This is a genomic window from Massilia oculi, from assembly GCF_017582745.1.
Classification (GTDB): Bacteria; Pseudomonadota; Gammaproteobacteria; order Burkholderiales; family Burkholderiaceae_D; genus Telluria; species Telluria oculi_A.
In genome coordinates this window covers 150,288-172,066 of record NZ_JAFVIM010000006.1, presented here as the reverse complement: position 1 = coordinate 172,066, position 21,779 = coordinate 150,288, and the positions used below count along the sequence as shown (strand labels likewise).

Below are 21,779 nucleotides of genomic sequence, written 5' to 3'. Positions count from 1 at the left end.
ATTTTGGTGCGGTGCGTCATACTGCCCGAATTGGAGTAGTATGCGACTGAAGTTGGACCACTTAATCAAAGCAGGTAATGCGATGAGCGATATCACTTTTGAAACCGACACCATGGAATTCCAGAGAGACCTGGATGCACGCGGCCTGAACTGCCCGCTGCCCATCCTCAAAGCCAAGAAGGCGCTCGCCGAGATGGAAACCGGCCAGGTGCTGCGCATCGTTGCCACCGACACCGGCTCCGTGCGCGACTTCCAGGCCTTCGCCAAGCAAACCGGCAATGCCTTGCTGGCTCATACCCATGAGAATGGCGAGTTCACCTTCCTGATGCGCCGCAAATAATGCGGCAGGCTGCAGTCCATGCTGCAGCCGCGTGCGTATCCTGAGACGGGGCCTCCAGCCCCGTCCGCTCCCCCTGTAAAAACCGAGATAGGCCGATTAGGTGATTTCCTCTAACTAAAAATCGCACGATCGTGCTTTAATTTGGCCCGGAGCGTCGATTTCTCATATAATCTATGCCACTTATTTCGATCCATCCCATTTTTAAAGGCACCCTATGAAAGTCCTGGTACCCGTCAAACGCGTGGTCGACTACAACGTCAAGGTTCGCGTCAAGTCCGACAATAGCGGCGTCGATGTCGCCAACGTCAAGATGTCGATGAACCCGTTCGACGAGATCGCACTGGAAGAGGCAACCCGCCTGAAAGAGGGCGGCAAGGTCACCGAGGTGGTGGCGGTCTCGGTGGGTGTGGCCCAGTGCCAGGAAACCCTGCGTACCGGCATGGCGATCGGCGCCGACCGCGGCATCCTGGTGGAAACTGCGGGCGACACCGAGCCGCTGGCCGTGGCCAAGATCGTCAAGGCGCTGGCCGACAAGGAACAGCCGCAACTGATCATCCTGGGCAAGCAGGCGATCGACGACGATTCGAACCAGACCGGCCAGATGCTGGCTGCGCTGCTGGGCTGGCCGCAAGCCACCTTCGCCTCGAAGGTCGTGCTGGAAGACGGTAAAGTGACCGTGACCCGCGAAGTCGACGGCGGCCTGGAAACCGTTGCCCTGACCCTGCCTGCGATCATCACGACCGACCTGCGCCTGAACGAGCCGCGCTACGTGACGCTGCCGAACATCATGAAGGCGAAGAAGAAGCCGCTCGAGACCGTCAAGCCAGAAGATCTGGGCGTCGACGTCGCGCCGCGCCTGAAGACCCTGAAGGTCGTCGAGCCGGCCAAGCGCTCGGCCGGCGTCAAGGTGCCGGACGTGGCGACCCTGGTGCAGAAGCTGCGCACCGAAGCCAAGGTCATCTGATAGCCGTCTGTTCGTAAATAATTCATAGGAATCAACATGGTCGCATTAGTCATTGCTGAACACGACAACGGCTCCCTGAAGGGCGCTACCCACCACACCGTGACCGCGGCCGCCCAGTGCGGCGGCGACGTCCACATCCTGGTCGCCGGCAGCAACTGCGGCGCCGCCGCCGAAGCCGCCGCGCAAATCGCCGGCGTGTCGAAAGTGCTGGTCGCCGACGCGCCGCACTTTGCCGACGGCCTGGCCGAGAACGTGGCCGGGCAGATCCTGGCCGTCGCCGGCGAGTACTCGCACATCCTGGCTCCGGCCACCGCCTACGGCAAGAACATCCTGCCGCGCGTGGCCGCCAAGCTGGACGTGGCGCAGATCTCCGAGATCACCAAGGTCGATTCGCCCGACACCTTCGAGCGTCCGATCTATGCCGGCAACGCGATCGCCACCGTGCAGTCGAGCGACAAGGTCAAGGTCATCACCGTGCGCGGCACCGCCTTCGATTCGGCAGCCGGCGGCGGTTCGGCCGCCATCGAGAACGTGACTGCCGTCGCCGACTCGGGCACCTCTACTTTTGTCGGTCGCGAGCTGGCCAAGTCGGACCGTCCCGAGCTGACCGCCGCCAAGGTGATCGTCTCGGGTGGTCGCGGCATCGGCTCGGCCGACAACTTCAAGATCCTGGAGCCGCTGGCCGACAAGCTGGGCGCCGCCATGGGCGCCTCGCGCGCCGCGGTCGACGCCGGCTTCGTGCCGAACGACTGGCAGGTGGGCCAGACCGGCAAGATCGTCGCCCCGACCCTGTACATCGCCGTGGGCATCTCGGGCGCGATCCAGCATTTGGCCGGCATGAAGGATTCGAAGACCATCGTCGCCATCAACAAGGATCCGGAAGCGCCGATCTTCTCGGTCGCCGACTACGGCCTGGTGGGCGACCTGTTCGAGGTCGTGCCGGAGCTGGTCAAGGAACTGGGCTGACCGGCCGGCGCGCTCATCGAGACGCGCGCCGCAGGCACCCGCACACGCCGTTCCCGCCCGCGCAGGAACGGCGTTTTTTTTGCATGAGAGACAATCAGGAGACAACAGGTGAGCTATAACGCCCCGCTGAAAGACATGCAGTTCGTCCTCAATGAACTGGCCAACCTCGCCGAGGTCAATGCGCTGCCCGGCTGCGAAGACGCGACGCCCGATACCGTGGAAGCGGTGCTGGAAGAAAACGCGAAATTCTGCGGCGAAGTGATCGCCCCGCTGAACCATGCCGGCGACAAGGAGCCGAGCTACTGGAAGGATGGCAGTGTCACGACGACGAAGGGCTTCAAGGAAGCCTTCCGCGCCTATGCCGACGCCGGCTGGCAGGGCGTGCAGCACCCGCAAGAATTCGGCGGCCAGGGCTTGCCCAAGCTGGTGGCCACGCCGTGCATGGAGATGCTGCATGGCGCGAACCTAGCGTTCGCGCTGGTTGCGCTGCTGTCCGACGGCGCCATCGAGGCGCTGCTCACCGCCGGCTCCGATGCGCAGAAGGCGCGCTTCCTCGAGCCGCTGATCTCGGGCCAGTGGACCGGCACCATGAACCTCACCGAGCCGCAGGCCGGCTCCGACCTGGCCGCCGTGCGCACCCGCGCCGAGCCGCAGGGCGATGGCACCTATAAAATCTTCGGCACCAAGATCTTCATCACCTATGGCGATCACGATATGGCCGAGAACATCGTCCACCTGGTGCTGGCGCGCACACCCGATGCGCCGCCGGGCGTGAAGGGCATCTCGCTGTTCATCGTGCCCAAATTCCTGATCAATGACGATGGTTCGCTGGGCGCGCGCAACGACGTGCACTGCGTCTCGATCGAGCACAAGCTGGGCATCAAGGCCAGTCCGACCGCGGTGCTGCAGTTCGGCGACGGCGGCGGCGCGATCGGCACCCTGGTGGGCGAAGAGAACCGCGGCCTGGAATACATGTTCATCATGATGAACGCGGCCCGCTTCGGCGTCGGCATGCAGGGCGTCGGCCTGGCCGAGCACGCCTACCAGCAGGCGGTGGCGTTCGCGAAAGACCGCATCCAGTCGCGCGACGTGGCCGGTTCCAGCGGCCCGGTGGCGATCATCCATCACCCTGACGTGCGCCGCATGCTGATGTCGATGCGCGCCCAGCTTGAAGCGGCGCGCGCGCTGGCCTACGTCGGCGCCGGCATATCGGACCTGGCGCATCACCATCCGGACGAGGCGACGCGCCAGGCCAATCTCGCCGTGTATGAATACCTGGTCCCGGTCATCAAGGGCTGGTCGACCGAAATGAGCGAGAACGTCGCGCGCGACGGCGTGCAGGTGCATGGCGGCATGGGCTTCATCGAAGAAACCGGCGCGGCCCAGCATTACCGCGACGCCAAGATCCTCACCATCTATGAGGGTACGACGGCGATCCAGGCCAACGACCTGGTCGGCCGCAAGACGGTGCGCGATGGCGGTGCGGTGGCCAAGGCGCTGATCGCGCAGATCCGCGCGGTCGAGGCGCAATTGGGTGAGGTGCAGGGACAAGACAGCGCCGCGATCGCGCGCAGCCTGAGCGAAGGCGCGACCGCGCTGGAGCAGGTGGTCGATTACGTGGTCGCCAACGTCAAATCGGACGTGCGCGCCGTGTTCGCCGGCAGCGTGACTTACCTGAAGCTGGCCGGCATCGTGCTGGGCGGCTGGCAGATGGCGCGCGCGGCATTGGTGGCGCAAGGCAAGCTGGATGCGGGCGAGGGCGATGCCGCCTTCTACCGCGCCAAGATCGCTACCGCGCGCTTCTTTGCCGACCACATCCTGTCGCAGGCGCCCGGCCTGCGTCATGCGATCGTGGAGGGCGCAACCGGCGTGCTGGCGCTCGACGTCGACCAGTTCTAACCGTAGGCCCCGCCTGTAAACAGCAGGTCGAACAGCCGCGCCATCGTCCCGATCAGGACGATGGCGCCGGCCAGCGTCGTGATTACCAGCAGCAGCGGCAAGGTCCAGTTCGAACGCGACTGGCGGCCGCTGCCCTTGTTGTACTTCTCATCCCATTTCTCGTCCGGCGTGAGGCCGATCGCCAGCGCCTCGATGAAGCCGGCGATGAACGACACCAATAATGGCAAGATCACATAGAAGGGGTGCGGCTTGACCGCGCCATACAGGATGCCGGTGATGGGCAGCGCGCACAGGTGCAGCAGTCCGAGCCGGTCGGTGCCGCCCTTCAGGTAGAAGCGATGCGCGCCGAAGCCACCAAGCAGCAGGGCGAGCAGGGTGGCGACGGTCTTGTTCTTGTGCTTAGCGGCCATGTCATGTTGTTCATTAGTTCGGGACAGCAAGAGTATGGTCGAGATTTGCAGGAATGGCACGTTTCACGCGACAAGCTGCGGATTTGGGCGGATGGCCGGTGGCGGTGTGGTGAAAAATCAGCGATAATGGCTGATTGTGCTGGGACGACAGTTGGTGAAGTCGGCCCTGTTGTCATTAACGCTTGCTGCTGTTCGGTGTCGCGCGCTATAATCGTCGACTTTCTCCGTCCAGAACAACTTTTTCGGAAATATTATGGTCGTTATTCGTTTGGCTCGTGGTGGCGCTAAAAAGCGTCCGTTCTTCAACATCGTTGCAACCGATTCGCGTAACCGTCGCGATGGTCGTTTCATCGAGCGCATCGGTTTCTACAACCCGATGGCTTCGGGCGCCGAAGTTGGCCTGCGTATCGCTGCTGACCGTCTGGCTCACTGGCAAGGCGTTGGCGCACAACTGTCGCCGACCGTCGCTCGTCTGGTCGCCCAGAACAAGCCAGCTGCTTAATTTATCAAGCAACACGTAGTGAGCGATTCAGCAGCAAGCCCGGTGGCCGTCCCCGATGACCTGACCCAGGTCGGGCACATCTCCGGGGCGTATGGGATCGTGGGCGGCATCCGTGTCACCCCGTATTCGCAAGACGCCGATGCGCTGCTGAACGTGAAGACCTGGTGGCTCGACAAGCCGACCCTGCACGCCGTCACCGTACGGAATGCAAAGCTGCATGGTGGCGACGTCGTCGCTACCCTGGTCGGCATGCGCGACCGCAATGAGGCCGAGGCACTGAAAGGTGCGTCGGTTCAAGTCGCGCGCAGCGAGTTCCCGGCGCTCGAGGAAGGCGAGTATTACTGGTCCGACCTGATCGGCCTGGATGTGGTCAACCTGCAGGGCGAAGCCCTGGGCAAGGTGACCGACATGATGCACAACGGCGCGCAATCGATCTTGCGCATCACTCCGGTCGCTGATCCAGCTGCCGAAGGCAAGGCGCAAGAGCGCCTCGTGCCGTTCGTGGACCAGTTCGTCAAGACCGTCAGTCTCGAGCAAAAGCTGATTACCCTGGACTGGGGCCTCGATTTTTGAGCCCATCCACTAGAGGAGCAAAGCGCGATGCAGTTTGACGTCGTGAGCTTGTTCCCCGAAATGTTCGCCGCATTGACGCAGTCGGGAGTCACCCGGCGCGCCTTCGAGCAGCAACGCTGGGGCCTGCAGATCTGGAATCCGCGCGATTTCACGCAGGACCGCCACCGCACCGTGGACGATCGCCCGTATGGCGGCGGCCCCGGCATGGTGATGATGGCCAAGCCGCTCGAAGCGACGATCAATGCTGCGAAGCAAAGACAAACCGAGCTCGGCCTGCCGAGTCCGCGCGTGGTGTTCATGTCGCCGCAAGGCAAGCCATTGACCCACGAGCGCGCGATGGCGCTCAAGGACGAGGCTGGGCTGGTGATCCTGTGCGGCCGCTACGAAGCGGTGGACCAGCGCCTGCTGGACCGCTGTGTCGATGAAGAGATTTCTCTCGGCGACTTCGTGCTGTCGGGCGGTGAATTGCCGGCCATGGCCTTGATGGATGCGGTGGTGCGCCTGATTCCCGGCGTGCTGGGCGACGATGCCTCGGCGGTCGAAGACAGCTTCGTCAACGGCCTGCTCGATTCTCCGCATTACACGCGGCCGGAAGTGTACGAAGATGTGCCGGTGCCGCCGGTCCTGATGGGCGGCAACCATGCCGAGATCGTCAAGTGGCGCCGCCAGCGCATGCTGGAAGCGACCGCAACGAAGCGGCCCGATCTGCTGGACAAGGCGCGCGCCGCCGGCCAGCTGAGCAAGAACGACGAACAGTTTCTGGCAGATTTGAATAAATCTGCCGAGTAAAAGAATATGTGCCGGTAATACAGGCGCATGCAACGGCGGACGCGTTGTCCGTCGTTCAACCCCATCCTCTACTGGGCGAAGGTAGTGCCAGCAAGATGGTTTTTGGAGTCATAAAAAATGAACCTGATTCAACAACTCGAGCAAGAAGAAATTGCGCGCCTCGGCCGCAAGATCCCTGATTTCGCACCAGGCGACACCGTCGTCGTCAGCGTCAACGTCGTCGAAGGCAACCGCAAGCGCGCCCAGGCATACGAAGGCGTGGTCATCTCGCGTCGTAACCGCGGCCTGAACTCGAACTTCATCGTTCGCAAGATCTCGTCGGGCGAAGGCGTCGAGCGTACCTTCCAGCTGTACTCGCCGCTGATCGCTTCGATCGAAGTGAAGCGTCGTGGTGACGTCCGCCGCGCCAAGCTGTACTACCTGCGTGAGCGTTCGGGCAAATCGGCTCGTATCAAGGAAAAACTGCCGCAGCGTAAAGTTGCAGCAACCCCAGCCGCTGCTGAGTAATAGCGACTGTTTCCTGAAAAAGGCATCCGCAAGGATGCCTTTTTCTTTTCGGATGTCCAAGGATTCTATTGTGGCAAAACTCGTCTTCGATCCCACCCAGCTTCCGGTCACCAGCCTTGCCGGCGAGGCGCCCGTCGCGCCGGCGCGCCTGACTCCGGCCGGCTTGCGCGCACGCTTCGCGCAGACGCTGCCCTGGGATGCGGAGACGTCGGATGAGGGCAGGGGTCTGCTGGCAGAAACATTGCGCCGCGCCGCGGTGCTGGTGCCGCTGGTCGAGCGGCCCGAGGGCGTGACGGTGCTGTTCACGCGCCGCACCGACCACCTGTCCAGCCATGCCGGCCAGATCAGCTTTCCCGGCGGCCGCGCCGAAGAGGGCGATTCCTCGCCGATCGAGACCGCGCTGCGCGAGACCGAGGAAGAAATCGGCCTGGGACGCCGCCACATCGAGATCATCGGTGTGTTGCCGGACTACACCACGGTGAGCGCCTACCGCGTGACGCCGATCGTGGCCCTGGTCCAGCCGCCGTTCGAGTTGCGGCCCGATCCGGGCGAGGTGGCCGAAGCCTTCGAGGTGCCGCTGGCTTTCCTGATGGATGGCCTGAACCACCAGCGCCGCATCGTCGAGCTGCCGCAGGGCGCCGGCCGGCGCGCCTTTTATACGATGCCGTACGAGCAATATTTCATCTGGGGCGCGACCGCCGCCATGCTGCGCAACCTGTTCCATTTCCTGCGCGCCGAGTCACCCATTTAAGTTTTATTACAGGTCCGGATTTGATTCTGGCTAGCTTCTCCGCTATCGTAACGGGGCAGTCGTATTGCCATAACAAAAAAGGGTTCCTGAATGACATTCTTTTCCATCCTGTGCGCACTGCTCATCGAGCAACTGAAACCGCTGCGTGCCGATAACCAGGTGTATGGCGGCGTCAAGTCGCTCGCCGTGCGTATCGAGACCTGGTTCAATGCCGGCGAGCAGAAGAATGGACGCATGGGCTGGATCCTGATGATGACCGCGCTGATGCTGCCGACCTGGCTCGTCTACTGGTTCTTCATGCACTACAACCTGGTATTCCTGGCCTTTGCCTGGAATGTCCTGATCGTCTACCTGACCCTCGGTTTCCGCCACTACAGCCATTACTTCACCTCGATCCAGTTCGCGCTCAATGCGGGAGACGACGCCAGGGCACGGTCCCTCCTGGCCGAATGGACGAGGCTGGACACCGTCGGGATGGATAGCACCGAGATCACCCGCATCGCGGTCGAGAAGGCCTTGATCACGACCCATCGCAACGTGTTCGGCGTGTTCTTCTGGTTCCTGATGCCGCTGGGGCCGGCGGGCGCCGTGATGTACCGCGTGTCCGAATACCTGTCGCGCGCCTGGAACGAGCCAGACCACATGCGCAACGAAGCCTTCGGCCAGTTCGCCGCCAAGGCCTTCTACTGGATCGACTGGGTGCCGGTGCGCCTGACGGCGGTGGCCTTTGCCGTGGTCGGCAACTTCGAGGACGCCGTCTATGCCTGGCGCAACTTCGCCAACCGCTGGGCCGACGAGGCGCGCGGCATTATCCTGTCGGCCGGCGGCGGCGCGATGGGTGTGCGCCTCGGCACGCCGAACGAAAATGCGCCACAATTGCTACCGGCGGACGCCGCCACGGTGGACTTGAGCGAGAGCGACGTGGACGTGCTGCCGGGCGAGGAGCCGAATGTCCGCGCCCTGCAGAGCACGGTCGGACTGGTGTGGCGCGCTTTGATCTTGTGGATGATCCTGCTGCTGCTGACCTCGAGCGTGGCCTGGCTGCGCTGAGTGTGGCGCGCCGGGTCTCGTCCTCAAGTCTTCTATAAGATATAATACTGCCTGAACCGAGCAAAGCTGTATTGCACTTGAGCCGAATTTGCTCTCACCCACGCAGTATTTTCTGTCTGAGCCCGTAGGACTATGACCGACCAAGCGCCACCCAAGGATGATGAACTCTCTGGCGAGTTTTTCATCCTGGGCATCACGAATAAAGGCAAGACGTTCCGCCCGAGCGACTGGGCCGAGCGGCTGTGCGGCGTCATGGCCTGCTATTGCCCGGGTTCCGGCGGCCCCAATGCCCACCTGAAGTTTTCGCCTTACGTCTACCCGACCGTGGTCAACGGCACCAAGGCCGTCGTGGTCAACCGCAGCCTGCAAAAGATCGAACCGATGGCCTACCACTTCGTGGTCAGTTTCGCCAAGGACAACGATATGCAGGTCGTCGACGCCTGTTTCGTGCCCCTGCCGGGCGAAAAGAAGCCAGGCGCCGCCTGAACCTCCCCGCAAGCTTGCCGCCACTGGCGCTTTGATCGAAATCAAAGCGCCAGTTTTGTTTTGGCCTAGCCTCAAGCGACGACGAGGAGGGCATCATGCGCATCGGCGAAATCTGTACCACTGACACCATTTGCTGCACCCGCGACGAAACCGTCCAGGGCGCCGCCATGCTGATGCGGCGCCACCACGTCGGCGACCTGGTCGTGGTCGACACCGATGGCGGCGGCAACGTCCCGCTCGGCATCCTGACCGACCGCGACATCGTGCTCGCCGTCATCGCCCCCGGGCTCGATCCCGCCAGCCTGCTGGCCGGCGACATCATGAGCGACGACCTGCTCACCGCGGGCGAATCCGACGACGTCTACGAGACCATCGAGCACATGCGCCTGCGCGGCATCCGCCGGGTGCCGGTCGTGGATGCCCAGGGCAATCTGAGCGGCATCGTCAGCGCCGACGACCTCCTCGAGTTCCTGGCCGAAGAGATGAGCGAGCTGTCGCGCATCGGCTCCTGGCAGCAATCGCACGAGCGTCGCGTGCGCCAATAGCTGCCTGCCGGCAAGTCCTGTCAACTGGGTAGGCGTATAGGTCACCGGAAACACGCCCGTCTGCTACCATGGTGGAGCAGGCGGGACGGCTGGCGTCCCGCCGAGTAGACGGGACACCATGGATTCGAGATTTCAGTTGCGCGGGATGGCCGCGCATGTAGCAGCGGGCTGCCTGGCCCTGGTCATGATTGCGCCGGCCACCGCCGCCGCCCCAGTAACCCCCAGCGCCGGCAAGTCCACCGCCGGCGCAGCGCTCCCCAAGGGCGTGACCCTCGGCCCGTCGGTCGAAGGCATCACCGAATACCGCCTGGCGAATGGCTTGAAAGTGCTGTTGTTCCCGGATGCCTCGCGTCCGACCGTGACCGTGAACGTCACTTACCTGGTCGGCTCGCGCCACGAGAACTACGGCGAGACCGGCATGGCCCACCTGCTCGAGCACCTGCTGTTCAAGGGCGCGAAGAACAACCGCGACATCACCAGGCAGTTCTCCGAGCGCGGCATGCAGTTCAACGGCACCACCTCGCTCGACCGCACCAACTACTATGAGGTGTTCCAGGCGTCGACGGAAAACCTGGACTGGGCCTTGCAGATGGAGGCCGACCGCATGGTCAATTCCTTCGTCTCCGCCAAGGATCTCGCTTCCGAGATGACCGTGGTGCGCAACGAGTACGAAGCCGGCGAGAACGAGCCCGGCAACGTGCTGTTCAAGCGCATGCAGAGCGTCGCCTACGACTGGCACAGCTATGGCCGCTCGACCATCGGCAACCGCAGCGACATCGAGAACGTGCGCATCGAGAACCTGCAGAATTTCTATCGCACCTACTACCAGCCCGACAATGCGGTGCTGCTGGTGGCCGGCCAGTTCGACGAGCGCGCGACCCTGGCCAAGATCAACCGCCTGTTTGGCGCGATCCCGAAACCGAAGCGCACCTTGCCGGCCTTCTGGACGGTGGAACCGACCCAGGACGGCGAGCGCAGCTTCGCCGTGCGGCGCCAGGGCGATATGCAGTTCGTGGCGGTCGGCTACAAGATCCCGTCCGACCTGCATCCCGAGGCCGAGGCGCTCGGCTTCGCTTCCGAAATCATGGGCGACGCGCCCAACGGCCGCCTGCACAAGCTGCTGGTCGAGACCGGCAAGGCCAGCCAGGTGTTCAGCTTCGGCCAGACCGGCTATGCGCCGGGCCTGCAATTCTTCGGCGCCGTGGTCAAGCTGGGCGAGCCGATCGAGCCGGTGCGCGAGGCGCTGATCGGGGCTGTCGAGGAACTCGCCACCAAGCCGCCGACCGCCGAGGAACTGGAACGGGTGCGCCGTTCCTGGCTGAACACGATCGAGCGCAGCCTGAACAATCCGCAGGCGGTGGGCGTGGCCCTGTCCGAATCGATCGCCCTGGGCGACTGGCGCATGTATTTCGTGGGCCGCGAGCGCGTGCAGAAGATCACGGCCGAACAGGTCGCCGCCAGCGCAGGACGTTATTACCTGCGCAGCAACCGTACGACCGGCACCTTCATCCCCGAAGAAGCGTCGAAGCGCGCCGAACTGCCGCCGGCGCCTACGGTGGTGGAGGCGATGAAGGATTTCAAGCCAGCCGTCTCGAACCTGGTGTCGGAGAATTTCGACCCGAGCCAGCAAAACATCATGAAGCGCACCACCTTGACGACGGCCGGCGGCGTCAAGCTGGCCCTGCTGCCGAAAAAGAACCGCGGCGAGACCGTGACGGTCGACCTGCGCCAGCACTTCGGCGACGAGAAAAGCCTGTTCGGCAAAGGCACGACCCAGGCCCTGACGAACCTGATGCTGATGCGCGGCACCACCCGCTATACGCGCGCCGAACTGGCCGACGCCTTCGACAAGCTCAAGATCGCCGGCAGTCCGACCCATTTCCAGACCACGCGCGCCAACCTGGCGGAGGCGCTCAAGCTGGTGGCCCATGTGCTCAGGGAGCCGGCTTTCCCCGAATCCGAATTCGAGCAATTGCGCCAGCAACTGCTGGTCGGCATCGAAGCGGGCCGCAACGAACCGCAAAGCGCGGCCGTGCGCGCGCTCAGCCAGCACTTCAACCGCTATCCGCGCGGCGACATCCGTTATTCGCCGAGCCTGGAAGAGCAGCTGGAAGAAGCGAAGGCGGCGCGTCTCGCGGACGTCAAGTCCTTCCACGGCCAGTTCTACGGCGCCAATCCGGCCGAGATGGCCATCGTGGGCGACTTCGATCCGCAGGAAATCACGCCGCTGGTCAATACCCTGTTCGGCGCCTGGAAAGCGCCGCAGGCACACGCGCCGGTGCTCGTCGCGCATGCCGAGGTGGCCCCGGTGGCGCGTACCCTGAATACCCCGGACAAGGAAAACGGCTTCTATATCGCGCGCCTGAACCTGGACCTGAACATCGACGATGCCGATTATCCGGCCCTGACGCTGGCTAACTACATCTTCGGCGACGGCGGCCTCAAGTCGCGCCTGATGGACCGCATCCGCCAGCAGGATGGCCTGTCGTATGGCGGCGGCTCGGACGTGTCGCCGGGCACCCTGGACCGCGCCGGCAGCTTCACGATCAATGCGATCGCGGCGCCGCAGAACCTGGCCAAGCTCGATGCGGCGGTGCGCGCCGAGCTGGAGCGTGCGCTCAAGGATGGTTTCACGGCCGAAGAACTGCTGGGGGCCAAGTCGGGCCTGATGCAGCAGCGCCTGCAAGCGCGCGCGAACGATGGCGCGCTCGCCTCGGGCTGGACCTCGTTCCTGTACCGCGGCAAGACTTACGAGGCGTCGGCCGAGCTCGAACGCAAGCTGCAGGCGGTGACCTTGCCTCAGCTGAATGCGGCATTCCGCAAGGCGATCGATCCGGCTAAGCTATCGGTATTCATGGCAGGCGACCAGGCCAAGGCAGGAGGTCCGGCAACACCCGTAGTTACTATGCCGTAACTACAACAGTTTCCTGACAAAAACTCTCTGGATTGTGACAATGCACGAAGCCATGCGTTAAAATGTTTCTTTTCGGAAGCAAAAGTTTCATCCAGGGAGCATCATGAAGGCCATCAGCAAGCAGCAGCCGGCAGGCGGTTTGTCGTTCACCGGCAAAGTCGTTTTGGTCACCGGGGCCGCCAGTGGAATCGGTCGCGCCATCGCCCTGGCGTTCGGCCGTGCCGGCGCCAGTGTCGTCGTGGCCGACGTCTCGATCGACGGTGGGCACGCCACGGCGGCGATGATCGTCGAAAACGGCGGCAAGGCGCTGTTCGTGCAAAGTAACGTTACCCGCGCGGGGGACGTCGAAGCCCTGGTCGAGAAGACCATCAATTACTATGGCCGGCTCGACTTCGCGATCAACAATGCCGCGGTCGAGGAAGAGCGCCAGCTGCTGGCCGACGCCGACGACGAGCAGTTCGACCGCATCATGAACGTCAACGTCAAGGGCGTCTGGCTGTGCATGAAATACCAGCTGCGCCAGATGCTCAAGCAGGGCCACGGCGCGATCGTCAATATGGCTGGCATCGCCGGCCTGGTCGGCAGCCCGAACCACGCGATCTATGGCGCCAGCAAGCACGCGGTGGTGGGCCTGACCAAGAGCGCCGCCGCCGAGTATGCGCGCGAAGGCATCCGCGTCAACGTGCTGTGCCCGGCCGCGGTCAAGACGCCGATGCTGGCGCGCGCCTTCGAGCGCGATCCGGGCATCGAGAAGAAGCTCAAGGCGGCGCATCCGATGGGGCGTTTTGCCGAGGCAGGCGAGGTGGCGCAGGCGGCCCTGTGGTTGTGCTCGGACATGGCGTCCTATATCAACGGCCACGAGATGGTGGTCGATGGCGGCTTTACCGCTGTGTGAAAATGTTATGCCTGTCGGAAATTTTTACACTCCGGGCAGGCAGTTGGCGCCTCAAAAAACTAAGTCCTTGTTTTGAATCATTTATATCTCAGTGGCATGAATTATGCTTATTGGTTGTCAGTCGCTGTACGCAACCAACGTATTTCCACCCAGTGAGATCAACTTGAAAAAGACTTTCGCCGCTCTGGCCCTTGCCGCTGCCCTGTTCCCCATCGCGGGCGCCCAGGCCGCCGTGATCAGCTTCAATAACAGTATCGGAGCCACCGAAACGGATTGGTCCGAGACGCTGCGTTTCAACAAATTCGACACGAAGCTGGGCACCCTCAATTCGATCAAGTTCGACCTGAGCGGCGTGGTCAGCGGCGCCGGCTTCGCCGAAAACCGGGGCAGCAGCGCGGCCAAGGTCACCCTGACCTTGGGTTCGACCATCGAGCTGACCCGCCCGGATGGCACCACGCTGGTCGTGGCCAATCCGGTATTCGACCAGATTTACAGCCTTGCGCGCTATGACCGCGTTCTCGACTTCGGCGGCACCTCGGGTGTCCATACCGGTGAGGTCCAGGCAAGCAGTGCCGAATCGTTCCTGAGCAGCAGCGCCAGCGATTTCGCCCTGTTCTCGGGGAAAGGTTTCATCGAACTCGGCCTGAGCGCGCTGGGCACCTCGTTCGCAAAGGGACCTGGCAATGTGACGACCGGATTCGACACCTTCGCATCGGGCGCGGTGCAGGTCTCGTATGACTACACCCCATTTGCCGAAGTCCCGGAGCCGGCCACGCTGGCGACGATGCTTGCAGGCCTCGGCCTGATCGGCGCTGTGCGTCGTCGCCGCTCGGGCAAGCAGGCGTAATCCAGGTACGCCGCCGGCGCGATGCCGGCAACGGAAAAACCGTCATTGCCACCTCGGTCGGCATGGCGGTTTTTTCATGGGGCGTTGCTTCAGTTGTCGCGGCATGGCGCATCGCGGCGTTGCTGCTTGCCGCTGGTGATCAGGGCTGGATAGACAGGCTGCGCGCATCAGGCCGCATTCAGCTCGGCCACGAAGTCGTAGGTATCGCCGCGAAAATATGAGCGGCAAAACTCCACCGCGCGTCCGTCGCGCAGGAAACCCAGCCGTTCCACACACAGGCCGGCGTCGCCCTCGCGCGCATCCAGCAGGCGCGCCTGTTCTGCGCCCAGCAGCAGGGCCGACAGGCGCTGCAGCGCGCGCACCGGGCGGTTGCCGGTTGCCTCGAGCGCCTCGTACATCGAGTCGCCCACCGCGTCGAGCGAGGGCAGGGCGAAGGCGGCGATGGTCGCGTACTCCAGGCACATCGGCGCATCGTCGGCATAGCGCAGGCGGTTGAAGCGGTACACCGGCGTGCCCGGCGAGAGCCGCAGGCGCAATGCCTCCTCGGGTGTGACCAGGCCTTCCGAACGCTTGAGCCAGCTGCTTTTCGGCACCCGTCCACGGGCGCGCATGTCTTCCGAGAACGAACTCAGCTTGGCGAAATTCTTTTCGATCCGCGTGTTGAGAAAATTGCCGGAGCCGGCGCGCCGCACCAGCAGGCCGTCGTCGACCAGGCTGTCGATCGCCTTGCGCACCGTGATGCGCGAGATGCCCAGCTCCAGCGCCAGCTGGCGCTCGGCGGGCAGGGCGCTCGAGGGGCCGTAGACGCCGTTGTCGATCGCCTGGCGCAGCGCGCGCTGCAGTTGCTGGTAGAGCGGCAGCTTGCCGGCGCCGGCGGCGAGGCTGGCCTTGGCGATGTCGTGCATCAGCTGGACGAGAGGATTCATGCGGCGGGCAGGGTCAACGGACTGGAAATGATACCGCAGGCCGGGCCGGTGGTCATTTCGGACGCGGATCTTTCAAAGGCTGGCTGACCACGGCGACCCGGCCGGCGCGCACTTCGCGTACCGCGCTGGCCACCGCGCGCGCTACGTTGCGCGTCTCTTCCTGCACCGCGGTGTCCTTGTCGAGCGTCTCGTGGCTGTCGGCATACGATTCGTAATAGCCGATGTAGCGGTCGAGCTGGCCGAAGCTGCCCGAGTTGACCAGGCCCATCCATTCGAGCCAGTCCGACAGCGAGCGCCGCGTGCCCTCGATGCCGGCCACGTCGCCGTGCACCAACAGGCCGAAGGCGCGGCCGGCCAGGTGTTTCGGATAATCCCAGCCGTCGCGCTCGATCTGCTTGGCCTGTTCGGCGTCCTTGCCGTGGGTCGACGTCGGGTCGGGATTGCCGCCGTCGGCGCATACCAGGCGGTCGATCATCAGTTTCAGCACGGCCGGGGTCTGGTACCAGTAGACCGGGGTGATGATGATGACGCCGTGCGCCAGCACCCAGCGCTCGTAGATCTCGTTCATCCAGTCGTTGACCTGCCGCTCGCCATGGTTCGGGTAGCAGCTGCACGGCCAATGGCACAGCGGCATCGCAGTCGACACGCAGCCCTTGCAGGGGTGGATGTGGCGGTCGTAGTCCGAGTTCTGCAGGCTCAGGTCGAGGACGTCAGCCTCGAAGCCTTGTTCCATCAACACGTCCCTGGCCATCTGCGTCATGCGCCAGCTCTTTGAGATTTCGCCGGGACAGGTGCCGTCGTTGCGGGCCGAGGCGTTGATCAGGAGGACACGGCTGCGCGAGTCGGGATTCTTCTGGTGCCGCTCGGCGCCGAGCAGGCGGTCGCGCGCCTCCTTCCACTCGACCGACAGGTCGTAACCAGGGTCGGCGAAGCCGGGGCCGGCCTTGACCGTGTGCGGCGCCTTGCGGCCTTCCTGGTACGCATCCCAGGCCACGTCCTCGATCGCCGCCAGTTCGCGGTCGAGCTTTTCGTAGCCGGGGTCTTGGAACGCCTGGCGAAAGCGCAGGTGGAATTCGTTACGTCCCAGCTTGGCGGGCGCCTGGCCCTTGCGTACCGTCGTCATGCTGCCTCCGATGCAAATAAGGCAATTATCGGACGGGCTCGGGCCGCCTTAATGTACGGGGGCGCACCTTGGACGAGCAAAATCGGCGGCCGGTAGCGGGACAGTGTGAACCGTCAATACCAAAGGCGCTGTCATCGTTAAATATGGATGAGCATTGAACTGCTGAGCTGACTCGCGGTCCAATCCCGGTCGCTATCGATCGGGAGCGCGCCATGCAAGCGCCGAAGTTTGAGGAGTTGTTCGCCCAGCTGGCGTTGCTGAACCAGCCTCAGCGCCAGCAGGTGCTCGCCGCCCTGCATCCGGCAGCCGGGCTCGACCGGGTGGTCGCCCTCATCGGCGAGATCCGTTCAAAAGGGCGCCGCTGCCCGGATTGCGGCTGCGAGCGTTGCCACCGCCATGGCCAGGCCAACGACCTGCAACGCTTTCGCTGCTGTGCGTGCGGCCGCACCTTCAACGACCTGACCGGCACGCCGCTGGCGCGGCTCAGGCACAAGGGCAAGTGGCTCGATTATCTGGACACGGTGCTCGATTCCCGCACGGTTCGCGCCGCGGCCAAGCGGGTTGGCGTACACCCGAACACCACGTTTCGCTGGCGCCACCGCTTTCTCGACCGGGTCAAGGACGACCGGCCGGAGCGCCTGGTCGGTATCGTGGAGGCCGACGAGACATTCCTGCTCGAATCGCAGAAGGGTTCACGCAAGCTCGACCGCCCGCCGCGCAAGCGTGGCGGCAGAGCCGCCCTGCGGGGGATTTCGCATCACCTCGACTGCATCCTGGTGGCGCGCGACCGCAGCGGTCAAACCATCGACGCCGTCACCGGCCGCGGCGCCTTGAAGGTGGCCCAACTGATCAAGCACCTGCTGCCGAAGCTTGATTTGCAAGTGCTGCTGGTCACGGACGCCAACGCCGCCTATCCCGCCTTCGCCCGCGCCCATGGCATTGCCCACCAGGCCGTCAACCTCAGCGCCGGTGAACGGGTCCGCGACGGTGTCGAAGGCACGATCCATGTTCAAAACGTCAACGCCTACCACCGGCGCTTCAAGGAATGGCTGGCGCGTTTCCATGGTGTGGCGTCGCGCCGGTTACCCAACTACCTGGGCTGGTATTGGGCGATCGATGGCGGGAGAGTCACTTCTGTCGAGCAATTGCTGCGTATTGCATTCGGGGTCATCAACAGGTAACGATGACAGCGCCATAAAAAAAGCGGGCCGGGCGCAGGGCCCGGCCCGCTTTCGCGGGTCCGTCGTAAAACGAAGGATTACTTCTGGTTCAGGTGAACGATCCAGTATTTCGCCAGGTCGCCGGCGCCGCCGCCGCCCTTGACGGTTTCGAAGGTCTGGATGGCTTCGGCTTTCTTGCCGGCCAGCGCCTGCGCCATGCCCAGGCGCAGCTTGGCTTCTTCAGGGTTCTTCAGGCCGCCCTTGGCGATACCTTGCTGGATGAAACCGACACCCTTGTCGCCCTGGTCCATGGTGGCGTACGCCCAGCCCAGGTTGACCAGGCCGGCGCCGGTCTTGGCCTTGGCGGCCGAGGCTTCGCCGGCGGCGATGTTCTTGGCGTCGTCGGCCGCGCCCTTGGTCGCCTTGTCGCGCAGGGCGGCGTGGGCCTTGGCGTTCGCGCCCTGGCCCAGCACGCCGGCGGCGTAGCCGGCGTCCATGGCTTTCTTGGCTTCGGTCGGGAAGCCATCGCGCAGCGACAGCTCGGCCAGGTCGACGTATTCTTCCGGCGCCATCTTCTTGACGGTGGCCGCTTCCAGGCGGTACACGTTGATCATATTGGTCTGCGCATCGAAGCCTGGCTTGCGCGCCACGCCGCGGTTCAGGACGTCGGTCCAGAAGTCGTCGTTCGGATAGTGGGCGACCAGTTTTTCCAGCGCGGTCAGGTAGCCCGCGTCGTCCTTGACCTTGTTGGCGGACGAGGCCAGCAGGCGCAGGTCTTCCTCGCTCGGCTTCTGGCCGGCTTTCTCGGTCGCTTCGATCGCCGGCAGCAGGGCCGCCTTGGCGCTGGCGAAGTCGCCGCCCAGATAGTAGGCGCGGATCAGGGAAGGCGTGACTTTCTCAGGGGTGCCGCTTTCTTTCTGGTAGCGCTTGAACCACTCGATCGCCTTGGTGTAGTCCTTGGCGTTGTAGTGCATATTGCCCAGGGCCAGGATGAAGTCGGCCTGTTCCTGGCCTTGCAGGCGGCCGGAATTGATCACGGCTTCGAGCGCCGGCATGGCGATCGCGTTATTGTTGGTCGCCGAGCCCAGCGACAGCTTCATGCGGTTGACGACGTAGTCTTCGTATGGGGTGCGGTTCGGGAAGGCTTCGGCCTGCTGCACGCGGTTCTGCACTTCGGCGTAATTCTTTGCGTCCATCAGCGGCTTGATCGCGGCCGGGTCGAGCAGCTTGAACAGCTCCGGGCGGACGGTGTCCGCCGGCGCGGCAGCGGCGGGCTTCTCTTGCGCGTGGACGGCGGTGGTCAGGGCCGGGGCCGAGAGGCCGACGGCGGCCAGCATCAGGCAGAGGCGGGCAAGACGGAGTTGGGACATTGTGTATCCTTCTATCTAGACAAAAAATCGACGAAGCGCGCTGTCGGCGCGCTTTTTCGCCAGGCAATCTCAGCAATATAGCAAAAATGCCAATCTCGGACAAAACGTGCATTGTCCCATAATCGGCCATTGTCTGGCTCGCCAATTGTGCCGCAGAGCTCGGGCGCGCGCACAGCGTCGTTACATCGCGTTACCTGCCCGTTGGCGGCGCGTGGTCATGCACGGTCGAAGCCCGGCACCGGGCAGGTGCCCGGCGCTGCGATGTCGCCGGCCAGCCACTCAACGGCAGCCTCCAGGGCGGGCGGGGCGAAGCCATAGCTCATCAGGGCCGGAGCAGGGAAGTCCAGCGCCTGGTAGGGGTTCCACAGCGCCAGGTGCAGGTCGGGGCGCCAGCCAGCGCGCGCGTTCGGGCCATAGCGGCGGCGCGCGGTCGAGGCCAGGATCGTGAAGCGCCCGTCCTGCGGTAGGAGCGACCAGTCGAAGCTTTCGCTGTCGGCGAAGGTGACGAGTTCGACGTCGTACAGGGCCCCCAGCGCCTCGGCGATGCGGGCCGCCGGCACGCCGGCTTCCGAGATGCCGTCGCTGACCACGTCGGCGCGCGCGACCAGGCGCACGCGGCTGCCGCGCGCGGGCCGTTGCGGCTGGCCGAGTTCGGTCAGGCCGGCGCGCCAGGCGCGCGCCATCAGCGCGCGGTCGTCCTGTTCGCGGGCATAGGCGATGGGACGCGCGGGATGCGCGTCGGCCAGCTTCGCAAGACGCGCCAACTTGGCCTCGACTTCCGCCAGCGGCAACACGCCGTCGCGGATCGCCGCGGCGATCGCCTGCACGGTCTCGACCTGGGTCTCGCGCGTGCCGATCGCCATCACCATGTCGGCGCCCGCCACCAGCGCGTTGACGGCGGCCTGGCCGGCGCTGTAGCGGTGCGCGATCGCATGCATGTCCATGCCGTCGGTGATGATCACGCCGTCGTAGCCGAATTCCTCGCGCAGCACGCCGGTGAGGATGGCGCGCGACATCGTCGCCGGATTGACCGGGTCCAGCGCCGGGTAGACGATATGGGCCGTCATCATCGCGGGAGCCGGGGTTGCCGCCTGGGCCGCCATGCGGAACGGCGCGAACTCGAAGCGCTGCAGCTCCTCACGCGGCTTGTCCACGTGCGGCAGGTCGCGGTGCGAATCGACGTGGGTGTCGCCATGGCCGGGGAAGTGCTTGACGCAGCAGGCCACGCCTTCGCTCTCGCTGCCTTCCATCCAGGCCAGGGCGATGCGGGTGGCATGCTCGGGGTCGGCGCCGAACGAGCGCTCGGCGATGACGGGGTTGTGCGGGTTGTTGTTGAGGTCCAGCACCGGCGCGAAGTTCCAGTTGAAGCCCAGCGCGCGCACCGCGCGCGCCACCGCCGCGCCGACTTCGCGCGCCAGTTGCGGATCGTTCGCGGCGCCCAGCGCCATCGCGCTCGGCGGCGCCGGCACCCAGGTCGAGCGCACCACGGCGCCGCCTTCCTGGTCGAGCGCGACCAGGGCGCGCGGACCCATGGCGTCCACCAGGGCGCCGGTGAAGCGGGTCAGTTGAGAGGCGTCCACCATGTTCTGGCGGAACAGGCAGACGCCTCCGATCTTGTGGGTGCGCAGGAAGGCGTCGGTGTCGGCATCGAGTTCGGTGCCGAACAGGCGCACCATCATCAATTGGCCGGCCAGGCCGAGGTAATCAGTCATGGTGCGGGACATAAAATTCGTGGTCAGTTGGTCTTGGTGACCTTGCTCAGGTGGCGCGGCTGGTCCGGATTCATGCCGCGCGCGGCCGACAGCTTGGCCGCCATCGTATAGAAGGCCTGCACCGCCGCGATCGGGTCGAGGTCGGGGATGGCGGCGGTCGGCAAGGTCAGGTCGCGGCTGGCGACGTCGCTCGGCGCCGCCAGCAGCACGCGTGCGCCGCGCCCGCGCATCTCGTCGGCCAGGGCCACCAGGCCGGCCTGGGTCGGGCCGCGGGTGGCGTAGACCAGCAGCGGGTAGCCTTCCTCGATCAGCGCCATCGGGCCGTGCTTGATTTCGGCGCCGGAGAATGCTTCCGCCTGCAGCGCCGAGGTTTCCTTGAACTTGAGCGAGGATTCGAGCGCCAGCGGGAAGCTGATGCCGCGGCCCACGACCATGATGTTGCGGGCCGGCGCCAGCACCTCGATCGCGGCCGACCAGTCCACTTCGGTGGCGGCGCGCAGCGCGTCGGGCAGGGCGGCGATGCCATCCTTCAGCTCCTTGCTGTCCTGCCAGTCGGCGACCAGGCGCGCGCCTGCCACCAGGCTGGCGATGAAGCTCTTGGTCGCGGCCACGCTTTTTTCAAGGCCGGCATGCAGCGGCATGGTCCATTCGGCGGCGTCGGCCAGCGGCGATGCCGGGTCGTTGACCAGGGCCACGGTGGTGGCGCCGCCGTCGCGGAAGTAGCGGATCGGCTCGACCACGTCGGGGCTCTGGCCAGATTGCGAGATCGCCACCGCCAGCGTGTCGCGCGCGACGATCGGCGACTTGTACAGAGTGATGAGCGACATCGGCAGCGAGGTCACCAGGCGCCCCATGCGCGCCATGATCAGGTAGGCCAGGTAGTTGGACGCGTGGTCCGAGCTGCCGCGCGCCACCGTCACCGCGCTGTGCAGCTGCGTGGCGCGCAGCTTCGCCCCCAGCTCGGCGTAGCGCTCCACGTCCTGGGTCAGCTGGTGGGCGATGCAATCGGCGGCCGACAGGGCCTCCTGCAGCATGAGCGACGGTGTGGTG

The 21,779-nt window shown here is 64.6% G+C and carries 22 protein-coding genes; 16 read left to right on the top strand and 6 right to left on the bottom strand.

Annotated features, from left to right (window positions below; all coding sequences use genetic code 11):
* Nucleotides 1-112: 112 nt before the first annotated feature.
* From J3U95_RS09595 to J3U95_RS09580, 4 genes are all read left to right on the top strand, one after another.
* Nucleotides 113-340: a sulfurtransferase TusA family protein gene (locus J3U95_RS09595; protein WP_040777452.1), complete on the top strand. Its 228-nt coding sequence runs from the start codon at nt 113-115 to the stop codon at nt 338-340.
* Between the two features lie 214 nt (nt 341-554).
* The gene (locus J3U95_RS09590; protein WP_005668874.1) at nt 555-1,304 is read left to right on the top strand and encodes an electron transfer flavoprotein subunit beta/FixA family protein; all 750 of its coding nucleotides are present in this window, start codon (nt 555-557) and stop codon (nt 1,302-1,304) included.
* A gap of 36 nt (nt 1,305-1,340) precedes the next feature.
* Nucleotides 1,341-2,270 carry an electron transfer flavoprotein subunit alpha/FixB family protein gene (locus tag J3U95_RS09585; protein WP_208278374.1) on the top strand — a complete coding sequence of 310 codons (930 nt, stop codon included), beginning with the start codon at nt 1,341-1,343 and terminating at the stop codon, nt 2,268-2,270.
* A 108-nt stretch (nt 2,271-2,378) separates the two neighbouring features.
* Nucleotides 2,379-4,169 (top strand): acyl-CoA dehydrogenase, encoded by a 1,791-nt coding sequence (locus tag J3U95_RS09580; protein WP_208278373.1) that lies wholly within the window; start codon nt 2,379-2,381, stop codon nt 4,167-4,169.
* Here J3U95_RS09580 and J3U95_RS09575 read toward each other — a convergent pair.
* Nucleotides 4,166-4,579 carry an NINE protein gene (locus tag J3U95_RS09575; protein WP_208278372.1) on the bottom strand — a complete coding sequence of 138 codons (414 nt, stop codon included), beginning with the start codon at nt 4,577-4,579 and terminating at the stop codon, nt 4,166-4,168. The genes J3U95_RS09580 and J3U95_RS09575 overlap by 4 nt on opposite strands.
* A 253-nt stretch (nt 4,580-4,832) precedes the next feature.
* Between J3U95_RS09575 and rpsP the strand changes: the two genes are divergently transcribed.
* The 11 genes from rpsP to J3U95_RS28305 all read left to right on the top strand — a co-directional run bounded on the left by rpsP (nt 4,833) and on the right by J3U95_RS28305 (nt 14,438).
* A complete protein-coding gene (rpsP, locus tag J3U95_RS09570) occupies nt 4,833-5,081 on the top strand; it encodes a 30S ribosomal protein S16 (protein ID WP_005668882.1) in 249 nt (82 codons plus the stop codon).
* Nucleotides 5,082-5,123: 42 nt separating this feature from the next.
* Nucleotides 5,124-5,654: a ribosome maturation factor RimM gene (gene rimM, locus J3U95_RS09565; protein ID WP_208278495.1), complete on the top strand. Its 531-nt coding sequence runs from the start codon at nt 5,124-5,126 to the stop codon at nt 5,652-5,654.
* A 27-nt stretch (nt 5,655-5,681) separates the two neighbouring features.
* Entirely contained in the window at nt 5,682-6,443 is a 762-nt protein-coding gene (gene trmD, locus J3U95_RS09560; protein WP_208278371.1) for a tRNA (guanosine(37)-N1)-methyltransferase TrmD, read from the top strand.
* A 117-nt stretch (nt 6,444-6,560) separates the two neighbouring features.
* Complete coding sequence (gene rplS / locus J3U95_RS09555) at nt 6,561-6,950, top strand: 50S ribosomal protein L19 (protein WP_208278370.1); 390 nt, start codon at nt 6,561-6,563, stop codon at nt 6,948-6,950.
* Between the two features lie 52 nt (nt 6,951-7,002).
* Nucleotides 7,003-7,701, top strand: a complete 699-nt coding sequence (locus tag J3U95_RS09550) for a CoA pyrophosphatase (protein WP_208278369.1) — start codon at nt 7,003-7,005, stop codon at nt 7,699-7,701.
* A 90-nt stretch (nt 7,702-7,791) separates the two neighbouring features.
* Nucleotides 7,792-8,751, top strand: coding sequence for a CobD/CbiB family protein (locus tag J3U95_RS09545; RefSeq protein WP_208278368.1), 960 nt, complete (start codon nt 7,792-7,794; stop codon nt 8,749-8,751).
* 132 nt (nt 8,752-8,883) lie between these two features.
* Nucleotides 8,884-9,237, top strand: a complete 354-nt coding sequence (locus tag J3U95_RS09540; RefSeq protein WP_208278367.1) for a DUF3579 domain-containing protein — start codon at nt 8,884-8,886, stop codon at nt 9,235-9,237.
* Nucleotides 9,238-9,332: 95 nt separating this feature from the next.
* Nucleotides 9,333-9,782 carry a CBS domain-containing protein gene (locus J3U95_RS09535; RefSeq protein ID WP_208278366.1) on the top strand — a complete coding sequence of 150 codons (450 nt, stop codon included), beginning with the start codon at nt 9,333-9,335 and terminating at the stop codon, nt 9,780-9,782.
* Nucleotides 9,783-9,900: 118 nt separating this feature from the next.
* Nucleotides 9,901-12,696 carry a M16 family metallopeptidase gene (locus J3U95_RS09530; protein ID WP_229519736.1) on the top strand — a complete coding sequence of 932 codons (2,796 nt, stop codon included), beginning with the start codon at nt 9,901-9,903 and terminating at the stop codon, nt 12,694-12,696.
* A gap of 103 nt (nt 12,697-12,799) precedes the next feature.
* Nucleotides 12,800-13,591, top strand: a complete 792-nt coding sequence (locus J3U95_RS09525; RefSeq protein ID WP_208278365.1) for an SDR family oxidoreductase — start codon at nt 12,800-12,802, stop codon at nt 13,589-13,591.
* A 163-nt stretch (nt 13,592-13,754) separates the two neighbouring features.
* Nucleotides 13,755-14,438, top strand: a complete 684-nt coding sequence (locus tag J3U95_RS28305; protein ID WP_229519735.1) for a choice-of-anchor E domain-containing protein — start codon at nt 13,755-13,757, stop codon at nt 14,436-14,438.
* A gap of 167 nt (nt 14,439-14,605) precedes the next feature.
* Here the strand turns inward: J3U95_RS28305 and J3U95_RS09515 are convergent, their stop codons facing one another.
* A complete protein-coding gene (locus J3U95_RS09515; RefSeq protein WP_370662052.1) occupies nt 14,606-15,364 on the bottom strand; it encodes a GntR family transcriptional regulator in 759 nt (252 codons plus the stop codon).
* Between the two features lie 52 nt (nt 15,365-15,416).
* On the bottom strand, nt 15,417-16,487 hold the full coding sequence (locus tag J3U95_RS09510) for a flavodoxin family protein (RefSeq protein WP_208278364.1): 1,071 nt from the start codon (nt 16,485-16,487) through the stop codon (nt 15,417-15,419).
* Between the two features lie 212 nt (nt 16,488-16,699).
* On the opposite strand from J3U95_RS09510, the gene J3U95_RS09505 reads away from it, so the two are divergent.
* On the top strand, nt 16,700-17,668 hold the full coding sequence (locus tag J3U95_RS09505) for an IS1595 family transposase (RefSeq protein ID WP_208278363.1): 969 nt from the start codon (nt 16,700-16,702) through the stop codon (nt 17,666-17,668).
* Nucleotides 17,669-17,745: 77 nt separating this feature from the next.
* On the opposite strand, the gene J3U95_RS09500 is transcribed toward J3U95_RS09505, so the two are convergent.
* The 3 genes from J3U95_RS09500 to J3U95_RS09490 all read right to left on the bottom strand — a co-directional run bounded on the left by J3U95_RS09500 (nt 17,746) and on the right by J3U95_RS09490 (nt 21,763).
* Nucleotides 17,746-19,017, bottom strand: a complete 1,272-nt coding sequence (locus J3U95_RS09500; RefSeq protein ID WP_208278362.1) for a tetratricopeptide repeat protein — start codon at nt 19,015-19,017, stop codon at nt 17,746-17,748.
* Between the two features lie 215 nt (nt 19,018-19,232).
* Nucleotides 19,233-20,729: a beta-N-acetylhexosaminidase gene (gene nagZ / locus J3U95_RS09495; protein ID WP_208278361.1), complete on the bottom strand. Its 1,497-nt coding sequence runs from the start codon at nt 20,727-20,729 to the stop codon at nt 19,233-19,235.
* A gap of 23 nt (nt 20,730-20,752) precedes the next feature.
* Nucleotides 20,753-21,763 (bottom strand): SIS domain-containing protein, encoded by a 1,011-nt coding sequence (locus J3U95_RS09490; RefSeq protein ID WP_208278491.1) that lies wholly within the window; start codon nt 21,761-21,763, stop codon nt 20,753-20,755.
* Nucleotides 21,764-21,779 lie beyond the last annotated feature (16 nt).